Source organism: Rhodococcus sp. 05-2255-1e (assembly GCF_002259025.1).
GTDB classification, from domain to species: Bacteria; Actinomycetota; Actinomycetes; order Mycobacteriales; family Mycobacteriaceae; genus Rhodococcoides; species Rhodococcoides fascians.
This window is the reverse complement of record NZ_NOZE01000032.1, coordinates 39,582-57,134: the sequence shown is the minus strand read 5'-3', so window position 1 is coordinate 57,134 and position 17,553 is coordinate 39,582. Positions and strand designations below refer to the sequence as shown.

Genomic DNA, 17,553 nt, shown 5'->3' with positions numbered 1-17,553 from the left:
TTAGCCTCTTTCGGGCCTGCGGTGAGGTAGGTCTGCAAGCCCAGGGTGTGGAAGCCGGCGCGCGCCAACGCGTCGAGGCCGGGCTCGGTCTGACCGACGGATTCGAGCAGTTCTGCTGCTGATTCCTTGTCGAGTTCGAGCAGTTCCGACTCGATCTTCGCGTCGAGGAACACCGCATCTGCTGGAGCGACCAGGCGAGCCAGTTCGCCGATCTTCGCGTCGTCGGTCAGACCGAGCCCGGCCTCGACGCGTTGGCGCGCGCCGGCTTCCACACCCTGGGCTTGCAGACCTACCTCACCGCAGGCCCGAAAGAGGCTCGCGCGTGGACAATTCACCAGGGCGACACCGCGCCCCAGGCCGCAGGCGTCATTCACACCGACTTCGAGCGCGGCTTCATCAAGGCCGAAATCGTGTCCTTCGACGACCTCGTCGCCGCAGGTTCGATGGCCTCGGCCAAAGCCGCGGGCAAGGTGCGCATCGAGGGCAAGGACTACGTGATGTCCGACGGCGACGTGGTGGAGTTCCGCTTCAACGTGTAAGACCCAAGTCAACAGCGATGTTTTTGCCTCACGGTCCGCAGTGAGTCCGCAATAGATCTCCCGATCAGCGGCGAGACGGTTCCGCTGCACCTGTCGTAGTCGGCTGAACGGCCTCGTTGGACATCGACTCTGCGGCCTTACGTGTCCGGTCATCTGCATTCGGCCAGAGGTGGGCGTACGTCGACAGGGTGACGTTTGGCGAACTGTGTCCAAGCGCCTTTTTTAACAGTGACCACGTCGCATCCTGTGTAGATGAGTCCGGAAGCAAAGAAGTGTTGAAGGTCGTGCAGATGCCAGTCGGGCTGCACGACCTTCTTTTGTGCTTTTACGCCACCGCCGCTGCATTCGCGAAGTCCGCCGGCGAGTTCAACCTCTCCACGATGGCCTACATGGACGACGCGCGAGATGATCTCGCGGCCCGCTCCCGAACGGGCGCATAACGCAGCTCAGCGGCGGCTTCCTCGACCTTCGAGTGGCTGATGGCTCGGCCGATCCACACGGCTGCGAGCGCGCTGCGTGTGACCCAAACGGCGACGATGCCGACTATCCACCAGAGCATCGGGACAGCATGACAGGTTCCGTGACAGTTGACCATCGATTGGCACGTTTACATTGTGCGAAGCCGGTCACGTATGCGGTTTGGCCGACTGCCTCGAACGGGCGCATAGGGCGAGGAGAGGGGGTTGCGTGGTTGCGCGAGCCGACCGACCATTGGGTCACACGATGCTACGCAGGGCTGGCCCCCACGCGCGTTGATCCGCTACCCGCCCATACCTCGCATGTCTTACGCGTGCCATCCTGAAGAGAGCCTGTATTCTGCGACGCATGGGAGACCACCAGTGGCGAGCCTAAGCTCAGTCCGTATACCTAAGGACGCGTTACCGGTACTCGTGCGCATAGCCGAGCTTCCGGATGCGGAGTTCGACGCGCTCGCCGGAGCACTCGCAGGGACTTCGGTCAGCAGTGTGAACGCACTCCAGCGGGCAGTTTCCGATGCCGTCGGCACAGTGTGGCAGCGCGATGATGAGGTTGAGTCCTTCGTCACGCATCTCATGTCCATGTCGTCTTTGGGTGCCAGCCATGACTTTAAGCCCGACGAACTCGCCCGGACGGTCGTCAAGCGAGTGGAGGATTCCGTAGGTGGCGACGCTCGGTTGAGGCTGATAGACCGATTGGCCGCATTGTTGTCAGCACCGAAGTTCTTCGGTTTCAGCAAGGCACTTGATGTTTCGTCTGAGTTCGACCAAGTTTTGCACGTAGCTCGACTCGTAACGGATATACGTCCTGTCTTCGATCCGGACCCGTCGATTGACCCAATCGGTGCCGTCGTCGTACACAACCTTCGACTTGACTACTTTCACGAGGGGCGAATCAAAACTGCGTCGTTCGCTCTGAATGACCACGACTTAGCCCAGCTTAAGTTGGTAGTGGAGCGAGCGCAGGCGAAGCATGCGACCCTCACTCGGCTGTTGTCGTCGTCGAATCTGACCGAATTTGACGTGGCAGGCGAGGGCGATGAGTAGAACGCACACTTCACCCGGATACTTTGTCGATGACCCCAACGATTTTCATCAGCCAGAATATGAGGCGTTCGAGCGAAGCTACGCGGCGCATGACTACCTGACTGTTGTCGGCTTCGGAGCGGCCTCAGAACATCTTCACGGTGTGTTTACGTCGGCGTCGCACGAGCCTGCTGCACGTAGCGCAACGCGGGTTGTCCAAAATCGCTACACCCTCCGTGATGACGCAGCCTGGGCGATTGTGCATTGGCACCCACGTTTCGCAACCACGGAGACCTACACAGCGGGCCTGTGGTCTGGGCGCAGGCTTGCTCAAGCGAACTACGCAGACGCATTGGGTGACGTACGCGACGAATTCAACGCGTACCGCGACGAGTGGAGAAGACAAAGTGAGTATATGTCTTCTGTGACCGAGATGATCTTGCTTCCCGCGTACCAGCGAATCATCGGTCTAGGAAAGCCCGCTGTTCCGTTGATCGTCGACGAGCTTCGCGAGGGGGTCGATCACTGGTTCTGGGCACTCAGTGCAATCACCGGCACCGACCACGCCGCTGGGGCCACAACCATGAGCGAGGCTGCCGCCCGTTGGATTGCGTGGTACGACAGCCAGACATGAGTACCGGATCAGGAAGCCACACCCATCTCGAGGAACAATTCCCACGACTCACGGGGACTGCGTTCGAGGTCACATCGCCACCGACGCCCGAGTACAACTGCATCGCGTGGGCCGCTGGCGATAACAGCCGGTGGTGGTGGCCCGGCGCACCCCCGGTAGCGCCGTACCACTGGCCAGCGGGGTTGAGTTCAGACCTTACGGTGCCCAATTTCCAGCAAGCGTACGAGTCTGTGGGCTATCGCGTATGCGCTAGCGGAATGCTCGAAGCAGACCGTGAGAAGATCGCGGTGTACGCCAAAAATGGAGTTCCCACGCACGCGGCTCGACAACTTGCCGACGGTACTTGGACGAGCAAGTGCGGAAAGTCCAATGACATCACGCACATGGACACCGAACATGTGGGTGGCGACATCTACGGCGAGGTGGCCTTCTACATGGCCCGAGCAAGATAGCGGTCCGCGCCGCGAAATCGCGCCTTCGGCCCAGTTATTCTTGCGCTAAGGCGTGGGCGCTACAGGCGGGGCCTATCTAGCCAACAATCCGCGGGTGCCAGGCTTCGGATCCGTTGTGTTTTAACGGGTTTCGGCTACCCAAAGTTGTTGCACTCATGGTTTTACGTGTTCGGGTACGTGCCAGCATGGCTCCGAACACGATCATCGACCCGGCCCGTATCGTCACTGTGCGAGGCCGTGAACTCGGGAAGTACCGCCTCGGCCATGTGCGCTACGAGACCGAGAAATGGGGCCGGATCATCGCCGCCCTGGATGAGGGGCGGCCCGTTCTCGTCGCTCCGGTCGACGGGGCCGATGGGTTCGATTTGGCTGTGGCCGAGGCCGCCGAGTTCGACGTTCTCCCAGTCGTCTCGGATGGCGTCTAGGCCGTTATCCGTTTTATAGAACCTGCTCGTGGCCGCTTTCGGGGACGGTTCCGATCAGGTCATCAGAGTGGCATCCGAGAGTTTTAGCGAGAGACTGGGCGTCCAGAACCACCGGGATCTGGTCGTGGGTGAGTTCGCGTTCCAAGTCAACGATGCCCGACCGCCTACCCGCTTGGTCCACGGTCATTCCGGCCTCGGCGCACTGCTCGCGTACTGCCCGCTCGTTCCACATAACCACGATGCAACCACAATAGGGAAGGGCTCGGAGGCTACTCGGGGAATGTGCCGACCGGGCGGTTCCACTGTCGTCTGTCTGGATGAACGAGGGGTTGCGATCCGAGCAAACGGTTCCGGCATCGTGCTACGCGGTGACAGACTCGCGACCATGGCAGACACGGTGAAGCATTTCAGGGTTGTGAGCTACGTAGAAGGCGAGCGCAGCGAGCGTGACTACAAGGGGACCTACGAGATTCACGCCTCGGGTGTGCTCGTCGTCAATCCCGCGAGCGGCAAGTTTCAAGATATCTACGGTGCCGGTGGTTGGGTGAAGCTCACTGACTTAACGCCCGATGACCCTGCGGATACTCGGATGGTGGTGTTCCGGTAGTTCGGGATCGGACCCCTGGCGGGTACTGTTTGGAACTCCCAAGGCCTAGGCCCAATTTCCGACCCCCGTCGTATCAGTGTGAGGACGCGGCCTTGGACTTGCAGGCTGCGACGGAGACGACGAAGGCCCGTGCGCCGGACGCAATAGAGCAAGCATTCGCTGGGCTCGGTGGTTGACGAGATGCACTAATCCAACGCGATGGTGAGTCGGCAGACGGCCGCCAACGCGAGCTATGTCCGCGCCACCTGCGCGTCTAGTACCCGAAGCTGAGTGAAAACCCGGAGCGCGCCCTGTCGGCCGGCACGGTGGCCGGTGCTCGGTCGCATATGGTCACTTCGTAGAACTCGCGCCCCTCTACGACAGTGACATTCGCGTAGAAGTGGCAGGCTCCATCGGGCTGGAGTGACCCGCCCCCGAGTGCGGCCGTCCCCACGGTTGTCTCCGATTCGTCTCGCACAAGAACCGGGGAGCCTTTGCTGACACCGTTCGAGTCACAACCGCCTGCAATTGGTGTGACGAACTTGGGTGCAATCTGGGCTGTGACCCTGAGGTCGAACGACTCAAGTTCGGCCGGCGGCTCGGGTCGGTGGAGCAGCCTGCGAGGACAAGTGCGGCCAGCGCCGCCACGAGAACAATCCGCATGGTCGGTCAGGCTATGGCACGGTACAGGTCCAAGCTCTCAATTGACCGACTGAGAAACCCGCCCTGGGATACTTGACAGCATGACCGACGGCAACACGTTCACTCCGCCCGCCGACGAGGGACAGGCAGGTTGGGTCTTGCGTCCGGACGGCCGACTCGGCTACCGCCACGAGGGCTCTGACGAGGCTTGAGTCTGAGCAGTCTGCCGTGAGTGATGGAGTGTAAACGGTTGCGCCGCAACGCCGGCAAACGACACACGGCTGGGTGCTGCGAATAGTGTTTATGGGTGAACCGCCGTAGCGCCCACCAAAGTTGACTCGCCAGTGTCGGAGGTTTTTCCGGGCGTGTGTGGAATGCCGTTGGGGGTCGGAAAAGAATGCACGCCATTTGCTTCTAAAACGGCGATATCGGCTGCCTGCTGGGTGGATTGAGCTGCGACCCACATCGTGAACTGCTTTCCCGCGTCCGCGCCTTCAGTGCCAGCGTAGTTTGCATTACATACAAAGTCGTTGCTCGGCAGGACCTTGCATGGTCCTCTCTCAATGTAAGCGGGTCCGAACTCATCACCATTGGTCAGTTGGTTGAAGGACCAAAGGACGTTGTCCCCGATATCCTCTACCGTGCCCCGTATGGCATATCGGCTGGTTACGCCAACCCATTCAATAGATTGAATACGGATGGATGGCGGACCGCCGTCTGTGTCTGCGTCGCTTCCAATGCTTGTGGCTGCTAGGCCAGCCCCGACCGTGGCCGCACCGCCGAGAATTCCAGTCACGAAGGCAGCCGCGATGGAGGGGTGTTGCCACCATTTTCTGGGCGGCGGCGGTGGGGGAGTCACCCGGAGTACCGTACCTGCACCCGCACGTCCATGGTGGTCTAAGTGTCGCTGCGTATCTAGATCATTCACTCGAATGACGTTGCGAAGAAATGAGAATGCACTCGTTTGATGGTGTCGGACTTTGTCTGGTACTCCTTACCGATGACACCTGCTGGCTGGTACCCGGATCCCGCGAACCCACAAATGATCCGGTACTGGAACAGCCATGAGTGGACAGCGGAAACCAAGCAAACATCGCCACCCATCTCCCAGCTTGCACCCCACGCAATGCAGGTCTCAACCACACCATCCCCGTCGAAGAAGACGACAAGAACGATCTGGAAGGTCTGCGGGGTGGTCGCAGCCATTCTCATTGTCGGCAACATCGTTTCGTCAATAGGAAACGATTCACCCCGCAGAGTTGCTGCGCAATCGCCAGCAACGTACGAGGAACGGCCGTCACTTACGTCTCCAGTCCCAAGCCAACCATCCCAGCCCTCTGCGAGCCCAAGAGAAACCATCACGTTCACTGACGGTTTGGCGGCGACTGTCACCGCCGTCACCGAGGGCACGTCGTCCAATCAATTCGACCCTGACGGCCCCTTTACAGTGATCTCCGTCGAACTACGCAACACCGGTACGGAAACGCTGGACGCCGCAGACTGGTACACCCCGTACCTCAACTACGGCCCTGGTGGACTTGCGGCGGACGATGCGCTCATCGCGGGGACGGTCAATGGTGTGGAGACAAACGACCTGAAGGGGTCGGGGCTAATCCCGCCTGGCGGGGTGGTGACGGTGAACTCGGCGTACGACGTTTCGATTGCTCAGTTGTCGCCGGCGACGATCACCCCGCAGTGGCCGGGACGTCGCCTCTGGACGGGCGATTTCGCGGCCGCGTTTGGCGGATAATTGCGCATTCGCTTCTCCTGTTCCGGCCTGTTGAGGCATCCACGTCACTGGCGTGCGGTAAGCCTCTGACCTGTATCTACGTCGGGATCGGCCTCAAGCCTGGAGGCGAGTTGGTGAAGCTGATTGCATTGACTGTGCTCCATCGCTGTCGTTCATTCGCTACATCTGTTGTGTAAGAGGAATATTCGATAAATTTCACATTTCTCCTTAGCGTCGAATCATGGCTTCTATAAGACGACGCAAGACGACGCAAGACGGTGTGTCCCGGTACGACGTCCTGTGGCGGGAAGGCGGCAAGCAGACGTCGGCAGTGCTCGATGACTATGACAGCCGAGACGAAGACGAGGACGGTGAGGACGGCCCAGAGTCCGCAGTCAGTCCGCAGTTACCCGTTTCTTGTAAACGCGTACCAACCCGACCAATACGCAGAAGGCCTGCTCAGGAGCTTGTCCAATAGCTGCCAGCGTCAACAAACGCCCAGCGATGAGTTCCGCTTCAACGTGTAGCTCTGCTCGAGCGGCCTCGTGTGGTGGCTCGATTCGTATCGGGACAAACCCGGAGTGTGGCACACTCTCGGCGGTGAACAGGTCGCTGACGCTCTACGCCGAAGCCACAGGTGCCAACTGCATCTCATCGCGGATAGAGACACCATCCAGCCCTGAGATTCGCGTGACAACCGAGTCGAACTACAGCCTGGACCACTCCGTGAATCCCTGGCTTCCTCCGCTGTTGGCAGCAGGTATGCGGCACAGGTGGGACGTCGACTTCGACGCTCCCGTGGACTCGGTGGCACTTCGCAATGCGTCGAAGGCTCAGAGTGTTCTTCGCAGCTGGTACCCGAGGCGGTTTCACAAGATATCGATTGCGGCAGAACCCGTACACAGCGTCTCCGAGGCGAAGGGCGTCGGTTGCTTCTTCAGCGGAGGCGTCGACAGCTTCTATTCGGCGATCACCCAGTCCGAACGTATTACCCACCTGATCTTCGTGCATGGATTCGATATCCACATCGACGACGAGGAGTTGGCGTCGAAAGCCTTGGCAGGGGCCCGAGAAGCGGCTGCTGATCTGGGCAAACCGTTGATCGAGATCAAGACCACGGTCAGGTCGGCGCTGGGCGATCCCCTGCAGCTCGAATGGGGTGGGGTCTTCCACGGCCCGGCGCTGGCGCATGTCGGTCTGGCATTGTCGGAGCACCTGAGCACGGTCATCGTCCCGTCGTCCTACAGCTACCGGCAGTTACATCCATGGGGGTCCCATCCGGATCTCGACCCCTTGTGGTCCAGTGGTGCCGTCGCATTCGAGCATCATGAGCTCGAACAAGACCGCTACGGAAAGATCCGTCGCATCGGCGGGAACGAGACCGCGATGAACCACCTGCGGGTCTGCTGGGAGAACCCCAACGGCAGCTTCAATTGCGGGCGTTGTGGCAAATGCACTCGCACGAAAGTCGGTTTGGCACTTGCAGGTGCCGAGAGCGCGACGCTCCCGGGCTCAATCGATAAGGACGCTGCGCGTCGGATGAAACTGATGGTCTGGGACCGACGCCAACTGCGGGACGGTCTTGCGGCGATCCAGAAGTCGGGAACTCTCGACGCCGGCGTGCGCAAGGCTTTGAGGAAAGCCATTCGCCGCAGCTACTTCCATTCGGCCGCTCTGTCTCTTCGTAGCCGCATCTGACCGTCTGAGCGTTTCGGTTCGCGGGACGACGCAAATCGATCAACCGTCTACGGTCCGGGTGACCAGTACCCGCCACCGTTCGCGCCGTCGGAGACGCAGAACATGTCGAATCCGTCCGGCGACAACGCAATTCCTCTCGCTGAGGGGTCACATTCCGACCCTGCCTCCGCATTGCCGTCGATGATCGGTGCCGACTGCACCCAATGCGCGCGAGTCGACCCTGCATAGGTGCACTTCAGGAACGTGCCATCGGCAAAGGTTCCGCGATTGTCGACGCCCGGATCGCATGGTCCGTCCACCTCGGGCAGTGCGGCCGAGGGGGCCTCGGTCGCGTCGACGGTGGTCTCGACCGGAGTCGGTGGCTCCGTAGTGGGAGGAACCGTGAAGAGTGCGGTCGCCGGTAAGGAGTACGGAACAAGTGTTTCGACGGATGCCGACCTGCTCGGCGTGAGAGATCCGAAACCGTAGACGACAGTTGCGACCACGAGCAGTTCGATCGCTCCGATTGCCAAGCCCGCGATGGCAATTCCACGACCGGCAGGTCATTCGGTGCGAACGCTACAGGTATCGGTGTCGGCCAGGTGACAGTTGTCGTCTGCGCGCATGATCGACCGTCGGCTACGCTCCGAAGCAGTCGAACAGGAGGACATGGATGGGCCTGGAATACCTCGAGTCGTTGGTACATCGAACCGCCACAGCGGGGGAGCCTTTCGAGCGTGGAGCCGACGAGTCGGAACTCGGATACCTGTCCGCATTGGCCGCGAGGCCCGGCACGAAGTCGATCTGCGAGGTCGGGTTCAATGCCGGCTTCTCGAGCTGGGCGTTCCTCGAAGCCTCTCCCGACGTGACCGTCGTATCCTTCGATCTGGCCGCATACGCGTACAGCGATGCCGCGAAAGCCCATGTCGACGAACATTTCCCGGGCCGACACACCCTGATCCAGGGAGATTCGCACACCACCATCAAGGCTTATGCCGAGCAACACCCGGACGCGCACTTCGATGTCATCTTCATCGATGGTGACCATTCTGTGGAAGGTGCCCGCGCAGACCTCGACGATCTCCGTGCGCTCGCCACCCCGGAATCGGTTGTCATCATGGACGACATCACGCCGTGGCTCTGGTTCGGCGAAGGTCCGACGCAGGCCTGGCAAGAGGCCGTCGACGCGGGTCGAATCCTGCACACCAACTACTTTCGCGACGGCGAACCCGTCGACGCGGTGACTCCTCCCGCCGCGCGTGCCTGGGCCGAGGGCCGTTACCCCTTCTGAAAACGGACGGGGTGTCGACCAGCGTTCATCGTCGACTGTCGGACACGGCCTGCCGAACCATGTCGGCGGCCGCGTCGGGTGTCGCTGCGAACTGAACGTTGTCGAACCGGTGCAGGTAGGCGTCGTAGATGCCGGACACCTTCCTGTTCGCGTTGTCCATCGCCACGACACGCTTGCCCATCATCGCGGCCAACACGGCAGCATGCAACCGATCGGTGAGTACCACGGGCGCGAGATTCAGAATGCGCTGCGCCACACGGAGGTTGAGCTTCGCTGTCTGCTCGTACGAGCGAACGAGAGCGGGGTACAGCAAACGATTCGCTTTGGGGAAGTTGTATGCGATTCGGGTCGGCAGCGTCACCACCGTCGAGATCGCCAGATCCCTTCCGTGCAGACCCCAGTCGTACTGGACGGACGACGCGTCGACGTTGACCGAAGCATGACCGAGGCTTTCGGAATCCTCGCGCACGAGTTTCACGACGTCCACTGCAGAGCCTTCGGCGCTGTGTGCGATTTCGGCACCGAAAGCCATGTCCGGACAGTATTCGACGCGGTTGTTCGGGAAATGGGCGAGCGCCAGCTCGTACGAACGCTGTTCACGCAGCATGAGGGTGAGGTCCGGGTGCTGTGCGTAGAGGGCCGCGGTCCTGTGCATGGCGTCGGAGTCGGAGTAGTCGATGCTTTGGGGGAGGCACACGATCTTGTTGCGAGGGAACCGCGCAACGATTGCTTCACGAAATTTCTGGTCCATCGGCCAGCGGTCACCGAAATTTCCTCCGCCCTGCAGAAACAGGGTCCCATCACCGACTCGTTGTTCGAGCAGATCGTGGTTGTGGGTGAACGGATCGGACACGTAGTCGACGTGCACGTCCAACCGCTTCAGGTACTCGACCTCACCGGCGTAGATGAGCGAGTCACCGGCATTGAAGTGATTCGGAAAGTCCAAGTGAGCCACCCGATCTCCGGGTTTGGCATGCTGCCGCATGACGGCCATGGTCTCTTCGCGTATCGCGTCGACTATCTCGTATGTCATCGGGGACTCCGTCGCAGGCCGCGGCCGAGCGCGGCCACCCGAATTCGGAGTGCGCCGTAGTGTATTCCGATGTAGTGGGCCCACAGACCGCTGGGCATCGGTCGTAGTACCTTCGGCAACCACGGATTGCGAATTGTCGCGAGATACAAGATTGCCGCAGTGTGCGCGGGAATCCGGGCAAGTGACGACGGATGAGGGCAGCCCGCAGCACGGTGCTTGGTCGACAGTTGGTACGACGTGCGTCCGTACGCGCGGCCTTGCAAGAACGATCGACGAACCGTAGTTCTGATGCGGTAGGCGACCGACGCATCCGCGGCATGTCCGAGAGTGAATCCTGCTTGCTGAAGCCTCCACGAGTAGTCGACGTCTTCGGCACCGCCCACGAGGTCTTCGTCGAAGCCTCCGACCTCGTCGAAGACTCGCCTCCACAGCGCGAAATTGCTTCCCGGGGCATACGGCAGGTAGGCGGTGGGAAACAGGGTGCCGTTCGGCGGGTTGTCTCGCCACGCCGTCACCTCGGGCGGATTGAGGGAATCGTGTTCGATTGCGCCGCCCACGGCGTCGTAGCTGTCGAGTGCGCGCACCATGGCAGTCAGCCACGTCGGAGAAGCGACGTCGTCGTGGTCGACGAAGGCGATGATGTCGCCCCGCGCGGCTTCCACGCCGACGTTGCGGGCGTAGGAGACGCCACGCTTCGCGGAGGCGTCGACGATGCGCATCGACAGAGGTAGAGGCAATTCTTCGAGATGTGAGCGGAGGCCGTCGGTCGAGCCGTTGTCGCTGACGATGAGCTCGACATCGCCTGTGTAGTCCTGCGCAGCGAGCGCGTGGAGCTGCTCGTTCAGTTCGGGCAAACCGTTGTACACGGGGAGGACGATGGAAACCAGACTGATACGCACGTTGTGACCCTACAACGAAATCCGGGTGCTGTTTGGTTAGGCATCCCAACCGTAGGAGTGGGGATCACACAACTCGAAGGGTTGTGTGGCACCGCCATTTACACACACAGTCCGACTGTCACCTCGGACCGATGTGGCTACGACTTTCCGCGCAGTCTCTTCTCCAACGGCGTCGGAAACGACGGGACCACCGCGGTACCGTCGAGCAGGGCGGTGATCCGATCGGCCTCTGCTGCAACCTCTTTCGATACCGCAGACCCGACGTCCTCGAGTACTTCCGTGACCACCGAACCGGTGGAATCCACGGCCCATCCGCCGACGATGCGTCCCTCCCACCAGATGGTCGGACCGATATTTCCGAAGGTATCGAACAGCGGGGCCTTGTGTTCGCCGAGATACCAGTGTCGGTGCTTCCACCCCATCGGTGTGGGATCCAAGGCGGGAAGCAGCATCGCCCGAGATGGGTAATCCTGGAACACTGTGTCGGTCAACATGATTCCGTCACCCTCGGCCAGTTCGACGGCCACGGTGTCGAGTTCGGCGACCGCTCCACGGGTCTGCGTCTTGTTCCATCCCGTCCACCATTGCAGGTCGTCCAAGGTCGCCGGTCCGAACACGTCGAGCCAGCGCCGGGCCGCATCGGCTCGGGCGGAGGGCTCGTCCAACTCGGGAATCCCGTTGGGCCACCACTGATCGATCGGTGCCCAGGCATGTCGGCGCGACGTCCACGCGCCGCGCGGCTCGACCCGCACCAGCTTTCCCTCCGCGGCCATCATCACCAACACTTCGGAGGTCACATAGCGTTTGACGTCGTACACCTTGTCCGTGGTCGGCAGCAGAGCGGTCTTCAGTCCAGGGACTGCTGCGGACAGCTCAGCCCCGGTCGCCGTACCCATCGAGCGTAAAACGGCATCGGTCTCGGCTTCGGTTGCCGCCAGCCAGGATTCGACGTCGTCGATCACCGGTTCGGTCGGCAGCGTCGACACCTGCTTGATCAACCGGGTTCGCATCGTGCGGGCAACTCCGAGGCTGGCGGCAGCGTGGATCATCGGAACGTCGTCGTGCGCGACGACGAACATCGTGCGACGCATCGCCATCAAGCGAACCAAGCTACGACGTTCGTACATCGCGTCACGAACGTCCGACAATCCCAGCGAGCGGGCGCGTGCCAGCACGGAGAGATACACCGTAGCCGGATCGGTGGCATGCAGTGCGAGCAACGACGACACCACGGATTCGGCACTCGGGGCGTCGGACAAGTGCTGCGCGACGAGCCGCTGTCGCCGCTGGACGTCGGTGATCTTCACGGGCTCAGTGTGACTGCTCGCGGGGAGCGGGACCGACGAAACCGGTGAGAAGCGCGTCGGCGATATCGGTCATTCCGTGCGCGCGGGCATCGTCGGCGGCTCCGCCGTGGTCGTACTCGACGCGCTCGAACGACACCGTCCAGCTGCCTGTGTCGTGATCGTCGAGCACCGCGTATCGGGCGTGCGGAGACCCCGATTCCATGACGTGGGGGTAAGGCTGATCGTCGTCGTATGCGGGTGCGCCGACGCTACCCGGATTCACGACGAGCGTGCCGCTGGGGAGAGTCCACTGGCGCTGCAGATGGGTGTGGCCGCAGGCGATGACAGATCGATCCGTGAAACCTGCTGCCCTTTCGATGATTTCGACCTCGGTTGCCTCGCGAGAGCCGTGAGGGTCCACCGAGTGCAGGAAGTACTGCTGATCATCGGTGGGTGTTCCGTGTACTGCGAGGATTCCGTTACCCAGCTCCAGCGAGAACGGGAGCGAACCCAGCCAACGTCGATGCTCGTCGTCGAGTTGATCGTGGGCATGCCGATCCCAACTGCCCATGGAATCGGGCTCCTGCTCGAGGAGGTAGCGATCGTGATTGCCGGCGATGGTGGAGAAACCCAGTGCCATCAATCGATCCGCAGTTCGGCGCGGATGCAGTCCGCCGGAGAGCAGATCGCCGAGGTTCACCACGGAGTCGACGCATTGCTGTTCGATGTCTTCGAGGACGGCGTCGAGCGCCGCGATGTTGCCGTGAATATCGGCAATGAGAGCTACTCGCACAAGCACAGGATCGCAGCGCGGGCATTCGACTGCAACACGGCAACCCTCGTCGAGCGTTGGAGACTTCGCCCTCGGATCTCCGTCTTCGATGGGTGATTTCTCCATAGACCCTTGCCTGATGGGTCCCTAGTGTGGTCCAAGTCACTTCCGTTCGATGGAAAGCCGAGCCCATGCCTGCAGTCACGACGAAGCCCGAGATCGAAACCAGGGTGGTCAAGAAGGTCGCTCGACGCATCATTCCGTTCCTCGGGGTGGCCTACTTCGTCAACTATCTCGATCGCACCAACATCGGTCTCGCCAAGCTGACCATGAGCGACGAGCTGGGGCTCACCGAGACGATGTTCGGATTGGCGTCCGGGCTGTTCTTCATCGGCTACCTGCTGTTCGAGGTGCCGAGCAACCTGGCCCTGCACAAGTTCGGCGCACGCCGCTGGATTGCACGCATCATGGTCTCGTGGGGAATCGTGGCCGCCGCCATGGCATTCGTGCCGACGGCAGGGTGGCTGTACGGGCTCCGCATCGTTCTCGGCATCGCCGAAGCGGGCTTCTTCCCCGGTGTCCTGCTGTACATGACGATGTGGTTCCCGCGGGCCTATCGAGTTCGGCTGATGGGCCTGTTCATGTTGGCTCTGCCGGTCTCCTCGGCGCTGGGTGCGCCTCTGTCCAGTGCGATCATTCAATACATGGACGGGCTGTTCGGACTCTCCGGTTGGCGCGTGATGTTCTTGTTCGAGGGCCTGCCGGCAATCGTTCTCGGTGTGATCACCTGGTTCTACCTGACCGATCGGCCGGCGCAGGCCACATGGCTGGACGACGACGAGAAGAATTGGTTGACAGCGGAATTGGAGTCCGAGGGCTCGTCGAAGAGCACGCACGTCACCGGCTCGGTCAAGCGGGCTCTCACCGACGCACGGGTGTGGATGCTCGGGCTGGTGTACTTCGGGATCACCTACGGCCTGTATTCGCTCAGCTTTTTCCTGCCCAGCATCGTCGCGGGTTTCAAGAAGACGTTCAACACCGACTTCTCTCTCGTGACAACCGGGCTGATCGTCGCGGTTCCGTTCGCGGTCGGTGCCCTTGCCATGGTGCTGTGGAGCAGGCATTCGGACCGTACCGGCGAGCGCACCTGGCATGTCGCGATCCCCACGTTGATCGGCGCGGTCTCCATACCGTTTGCGCTGTACATGGATTCGCCGTTCACCACGATGATCGCGGTGACGGTCAACGCAGTCGGAGTGTTCTGCGCGCTACCGGTGTTCTGGTACCTGCCCAGTGCATTTCTCACCGGGGCAGGTGCGGCCGCGGGCATCGCGATCATCAACTCGGTGGGCAACCTGTCCGGCTTCGGCGCGCCGTACGTGACGGGCTGGCTACTCGACGCAACCGGGAACGCGCGCGCCGGACTGTGGGTCGTAGGCGGCGTCATGATGGTGGCCGTCGGGTTGGTATTGGCGCTGCACCGTCGCACGGTGGACCACAGCACGAGCAGTGATGCGGGAGCGCCGGTCTCGCACTGACGACCGAGTGGATGTGTAGATCTGGGCATCCATGCGCGACAACGAGTCGTGGACGGGTCAGGAGCTGGGGGTTCATGGCGTGCACATGGCTCGGGGGAGCACGGTGCTTTCCGACGGATCAGTTGTCCTGCAAGGATGGCGCAATGACCGGTCAGCGACGTAAGGCCGCGTTCGCGGCGGGGGTAGTGGGTTTGCTGGTGGGGGTAGCGATTGCGATCCTGTGGCACACCTTAGTGGCACCGCGATTCGATTCCGAACGGTTGGCCGCTTCCTCCGAATCCTCGGTGGCAGTCGTGATGGGATATCTGGTCGAGTATTTCGAGCCGGCACCAACGTGGATTCCTACTGTGATCGTGTTCCCGGCGTTCTCGGCCATGGCGTTCTGCCTGCTCGGGTTTGTCTGCGCACGCAGTGTTGTACAACCCCGAGTTTCTATCGGTCTGGTTGGACTTGTCGGCATGATGACCGGCGGTCTGCTCGGCCTCTGCGCGGCTGCCTGGGCACATATTTCGCCGCCTACCTATTACGTACTCACCGATACGCGACCATTTCGTGTCGAGCTCAGCAGTCAGGGGTATTTGTGGTTCATTCTGCCGCTGTGTGGTGGGCTCGTCGGCTTCTTTGTGTCTGTATCGGCTGCAGCGCTTCTCAGGAAGAGGTCCAAAACCGGGACGGATGTCGGATAAGGGGTTTAGTCCCTCGACCGTTTGTGAACGGGTCTCTTTCGACTATGTGAACATTGGTATGCGGGCCCCTGGCGTACTGCTACGCGGCCTGCGAGACTGCGCGGACAGGAACCGACCGGGGAGAGGGTGCTGGACAGCATGTCGATTGCTTTGTGTGCCATCACGTTCGCTGTACTGCTTCACGTCGTGGCAGCTCGGATCGCAGCTCGTCAGAACGACGGCCGTAGGTTGCCTACTGTGAACGGCTCGTATCCGGTCAGACCTGCCCAGCGTGCCCGACGTGTCCAGGCTGCTGGATGGATACTGAGTATCGTCGGTGCGCTACGGATCGGCAATCATTTCTGGCTGACCGAGCCGTGGCTGGCGACAAGCCTCGTGGTGGCCGTTCTCTTGTTGGTCAACGGCCTGCCGAGTCTGCTGGTGACCGCGCTGCACAACGGCAATCTGCGCACTCAACCGTAGGATCTCAGCGCTTTCAGGACGCGAATACCTTGCCCGGATTCAGGATTCCGTGCGGATCCAGTGCTTTTTTCACCGCGCGGTGCATGTCCAGCACAACTGGGTCCAACTCCTGCGCCAGTCCGTCCATCTTGAGCAGTCCCACGCCGTGTTCGCCGGTGACAGTTCCTCCGAGTTCCAGTGCAGCGTCGATGATCTCGGCGAAGGCAGCCTGAGCGCGCTCGCGGGCCGGGATGTCGTCGTGCGGGGTGATGAGCAGCGGATGCAGGTTTCCGTCGCCCGCATGGGCGATGTTGGCGATCGTCGTCTCGTATCGCAGTCCGATCTGTTCGATACGCGACAGCATCTCGGGCACATGCTTCTTCGGCACACAGACGTCCTCGGTCAATACCGGTCCGAGTCGCTCCATCGCGGGATACGCCAACCGCCGAGCAGAGAACAGGGCGTCGGCCTCCTCCTGATCGGTCGATACCGCAGACCAGGTGGCTCCGGCCTCGTCGAAGCACGTCAGCATCTTCTCGGCTTCCTGGTCTCCGATGAGCCCCGGATCGTCGATCCGCCCGAGCAACACCACATTTGCCTCGACGGACAACCCCATGTTCTTCCAGGCGTCGACGGCGATGAGGCACTGCTTGTCGATCAACTCCAACGCCGACGGCGTCAATCCTGCGGCGGCCACTGCGGCCACGGCACGTCCGGCGTCGACGATCGAATCGAAGTACCCGGCAACGGTCCGTTGCGGATCCTGGAGCGGACGCAGTTTCAGGGTCACCTCGGTGATGATTCCGAGTGTTCCTTCGGATCCGACCATCAGACCCGCAAGATCGTATCCAGCAACGCCTTTCGCGGTCTTACGCCCGAGTCGTACCAATTCTCCGGTACCGGTGACGATCTGCATTCCCATGACGTAGTCGCGGGTGACGCCGTACTTCACGCAGCACAGCCCACCGGCGTTGGTGGCCACGTTGCCGCCGATCGTCGACCACGGCGCACTGGCCGGATCCGGCGGGTACCACAGGCCCTGCTCTGCGACGGCTGCTCTCAGGTGATCGTTGACGACTCCGGGTTCGACAACGGCATAACGCTCGAGTGCGTCGATCTCCTTGATGGTGTCCATCCCGTCGAGTGCGAGCACGACGCAGCCTTCGGTGGCGTTGGCTCCGCCGGACAAACCGGTACCCGCCCCGCGAGTGACGATCGGCGTTCCGTGGGCAAGACAGGCTCGAACGACGGTCTGCACCTCCTCGGCGGTCCGGGGCCGCACGACGGCAACGGGCAGCGAATACGGGGCCCACTCCGCCTCGTCGTGCTGGTAGGAGGCAATGACGTCCGGGTCGACCACGATGCGATCGGTGGGCAAGGCCTCGGACAGTTGTTCGACGAGCGTCATGTTCTCGACTCTA

Annotated in this window: 18 protein-coding genes and 3 pseudogenes; 14 read left to right on the top strand and 7 right to left on the bottom strand. The window is 61.5% G+C overall.

Annotated features, from left to right (window positions below; genetic code table 11):
* Positions 1-272: pseudogene (locus tag CH262_RS18970) on the bottom strand (hypothetical protein); the annotation flags it as partial.
* Here CH262_RS18970 and CH262_RS18965 point away from each other — a divergent pair.
* From CH262_RS18965 to CH262_RS18910, 10 genes and pseudogenes are all read left to right on the top strand, one after another.
* Positions 219-539: pseudogene (locus CH262_RS18965) on the top strand (DUF933 domain-containing protein); the annotation flags it as partial. The pseudogenes CH262_RS18970 and CH262_RS18965 sit on opposite strands and share 54 nt — an antisense overlap.
* 290 nt (positions 540-829) lie before the next feature.
* Positions 830-979, top strand: coding sequence for a hypothetical protein (locus tag CH262_RS27720; protein ID WP_179275045.1), 150 nt, complete (start codon positions 830-832; stop codon positions 977-979).
* 525 nt (positions 980-1,504) lie between these two features.
* Entirely contained in the window at positions 1,505-2,062 is a 558-nt protein-coding gene (locus tag CH262_RS18955; protein WP_143547133.1) for a hypothetical protein, read from the top strand.
* Positions 2,055-2,675: a hypothetical protein gene (locus CH262_RS27360; protein ID WP_143547132.1), complete on the top strand. Its 621-nt coding sequence runs from the start codon at positions 2,055-2,057 to the stop codon at positions 2,673-2,675. The genes CH262_RS18955 and CH262_RS27360 overlap by 8 nt, the downstream gene beginning before the upstream one ends.
* Entirely contained in the window at positions 2,672-3,127 is a 456-nt protein-coding gene (locus CH262_RS28515; protein WP_441344385.1) for a DUF7689 domain-containing protein, read from the top strand. The genes CH262_RS27360 and CH262_RS28515 overlap by 4 nt, the downstream gene beginning before the upstream one ends.
* A gap of 185 nt (positions 3,128-3,312) precedes the next feature.
* On the top strand, positions 3,313-3,552 hold the full coding sequence (locus CH262_RS27715; RefSeq protein ID WP_094718162.1) for a hypothetical protein: 240 nt from the start codon (positions 3,313-3,315) through the stop codon (positions 3,550-3,552).
* A 385-nt stretch (positions 3,553-3,937) separates the two neighbouring features.
* Positions 3,938-4,159, top strand: a complete 222-nt coding sequence (locus tag CH262_RS18930) for a hypothetical protein (RefSeq protein WP_143547131.1) — start codon at positions 3,938-3,940, stop codon at positions 4,157-4,159.
* A 1,588-nt stretch (positions 4,160-5,747) separates the two neighbouring features.
* Positions 5,748-5,840, top strand: a pseudogene (locus tag CH262_RS28455) (DUF2510 domain-containing protein); the annotation flags it as partial.
* Positions 5,841-6,155: 315 nt separating this feature from the next.
* Positions 6,156-6,530, top strand: a complete 375-nt coding sequence (locus CH262_RS28180) for a hypothetical protein (protein WP_256988873.1) — start codon at positions 6,156-6,158, stop codon at positions 6,528-6,530.
* A gap of 669 nt (positions 6,531-7,199) precedes the next feature.
* Positions 7,200-8,207, top strand: coding sequence for a hypothetical protein (locus CH262_RS18910; protein WP_256988872.1), 1,008 nt, complete (start codon positions 7,200-7,202; stop codon positions 8,205-8,207).
* Between the two features lie 47 nt (positions 8,208-8,254).
* Here CH262_RS18910 and CH262_RS18905 read toward each other — a convergent pair whose 3' ends face one another.
* A complete protein-coding gene (locus tag CH262_RS18905; protein WP_094718156.1) occupies positions 8,255-8,719 on the bottom strand; it encodes a hypothetical protein in 465 nt (154 codons plus the stop codon).
* Positions 8,720-8,859: 140 nt separating this feature from the next.
* Between CH262_RS18905 and CH262_RS18900 the strand changes: the two genes are divergently transcribed.
* Positions 8,860-9,477 carry an O-methyltransferase gene (locus CH262_RS18900; protein WP_094718155.1) on the top strand — a complete coding sequence of 206 codons (618 nt, stop codon included), beginning with the start codon at positions 8,860-8,862 and terminating at the stop codon, positions 9,475-9,477.
* Between the two features lie 25 nt (positions 9,478-9,502).
* Here the strand turns inward: CH262_RS18900 and CH262_RS18895 are convergent, their stop codons facing one another.
* The 4 genes from CH262_RS18895 to CH262_RS18880 form a co-directional block, all read right to left on the bottom strand.
* On the bottom strand, positions 9,503-10,510 hold the full coding sequence (locus CH262_RS18895; RefSeq protein WP_094718154.1) for a polysaccharide pyruvyl transferase family protein: 1,008 nt from the start codon (positions 10,508-10,510) through the stop codon (positions 9,503-9,505).
* Positions 10,507-11,409 (bottom strand): glycosyltransferase family 2 protein, encoded by a 903-nt coding sequence (locus tag CH262_RS18890; RefSeq protein ID WP_045840718.1) that lies wholly within the window; start codon positions 11,407-11,409, stop codon positions 10,507-10,509. The genes CH262_RS18895 and CH262_RS18890 overlap by 4 nt, the downstream gene beginning before the upstream one ends.
* A gap of 137 nt (positions 11,410-11,546) precedes the next feature.
* Positions 11,547-12,716 carry a winged helix DNA-binding domain-containing protein gene (locus CH262_RS18885; protein ID WP_032386280.1) on the bottom strand — a complete coding sequence of 390 codons (1,170 nt, stop codon included), beginning with the start codon at positions 12,714-12,716 and terminating at the stop codon, positions 11,547-11,549.
* A gap of 4 nt (positions 12,717-12,720) precedes the next feature.
* Positions 12,721-13,488 (bottom strand): metallophosphoesterase family protein, encoded by a 768-nt coding sequence (locus CH262_RS18880; protein ID WP_045840720.1) that lies wholly within the window; start codon positions 13,486-13,488, stop codon positions 12,721-12,723.
* 170 nt (positions 13,489-13,658) lie between these two features.
* Between CH262_RS18880 and CH262_RS18875 the strand changes: the two genes are divergently transcribed.
* From CH262_RS18875 to CH262_RS18865, 3 genes are all read left to right on the top strand, one after another.
* Positions 13,659-15,005 (top strand): MFS transporter, encoded by a 1,347-nt coding sequence (locus tag CH262_RS18875; protein ID WP_094718153.1) that lies wholly within the window; start codon positions 13,659-13,661, stop codon positions 15,003-15,005.
* Between the two features lie 143 nt (positions 15,006-15,148).
* Positions 15,149-15,691 carry a hypothetical protein gene (locus CH262_RS18870; protein ID WP_032386283.1) on the top strand — a complete coding sequence of 181 codons (543 nt, stop codon included), beginning with the start codon at positions 15,149-15,151 and terminating at the stop codon, positions 15,689-15,691.
* A gap of 138 nt (positions 15,692-15,829) precedes the next feature.
* Positions 15,830-16,153: a hypothetical protein gene (locus CH262_RS18865; RefSeq protein ID WP_032386699.1), complete on the top strand. Its 324-nt coding sequence runs from the start codon at positions 15,830-15,832 to the stop codon at positions 16,151-16,153.
* A 13-nt stretch (positions 16,154-16,166) separates the two neighbouring features.
* Here the strand turns inward: CH262_RS18865 and CH262_RS18860 are convergent, their stop codons facing one another.
* Positions 16,167-17,540: an FAD-binding oxidoreductase gene (locus tag CH262_RS18860; protein WP_094718152.1), complete on the bottom strand. Its 1,374-nt coding sequence runs from the start codon at positions 17,538-17,540 to the stop codon at positions 16,167-16,169.
* Positions 17,541-17,553: the final 13 nt, after the last annotated feature.

What these genes read in the sequence shown, in the direction of transcription:
- CH262_RS27720 (WP_179275045.1), top strand. Translation starts at nt 830, where the DNA reads ATGCCAGTCGGGCTGCACGACCTTCTTTTGTGCTTTTACGCCACCGCC.
- CH262_RS27360 (WP_143547132.1), top strand. Translation starts at nt 2,055, where the DNA reads ATGAGTAGAACGCACACTTCACCCGGATACTTTGTCGATGACCCCAAC.
- CH262_RS28515 (WP_441344385.1), top strand. Translation starts at nt 2,672, where the DNA reads ATGAGTACCGGATCAGGAAGCCACACCCATCTCGAGGAACAATTCCCA.
- CH262_RS27715 (WP_094718162.1), top strand. Translation starts at nt 3,313, where the DNA reads ATGGCTCCGAACACGATCATCGACCCGGCCCGTATCGTCACTGTGCGA.
- CH262_RS18930 (WP_143547131.1), top strand. Translation starts at nt 3,938, where the DNA reads ATGGCAGACACGGTGAAGCATTTCAGGGTTGTGAGCTACGTAGAAGGC.
- CH262_RS18900 (WP_094718155.1), top strand. Translation starts at nt 8,860, where the DNA reads ATGGGCCTGGAATACCTCGAGTCGTTGGTACATCGAACCGCCACAGCG.
- CH262_RS18895 (WP_094718154.1), bottom strand. Translation starts at nt 10,510, where the DNA reads ATGACATACGAGATAGTCGACGCGATACGCGAAGAGACCATGGCCGTC.
- CH262_RS18875 (WP_094718153.1), top strand. Translation starts at nt 13,659, where the DNA reads ATGCCTGCAGTCACGACGAAGCCCGAGATCGAAACCAGGGTGGTCAAG.
- CH262_RS18870 (WP_032386283.1), top strand. Translation starts at nt 15,149, where the DNA reads ATGACCGGTCAGCGACGTAAGGCCGCGTTCGCGGCGGGGGTAGTGGGT.
- CH262_RS18865 (WP_032386699.1), top strand. Translation starts at nt 15,830, where the DNA reads ATGTCGATTGCTTTGTGTGCCATCACGTTCGCTGTACTGCTTCACGTC.
- CH262_RS18860 (WP_094718152.1), bottom strand. Translation starts at nt 17,540, where the DNA reads ATGACGCTCGTCGAACAACTGTCCGAGGCCTTGCCCACCGATCGCATC.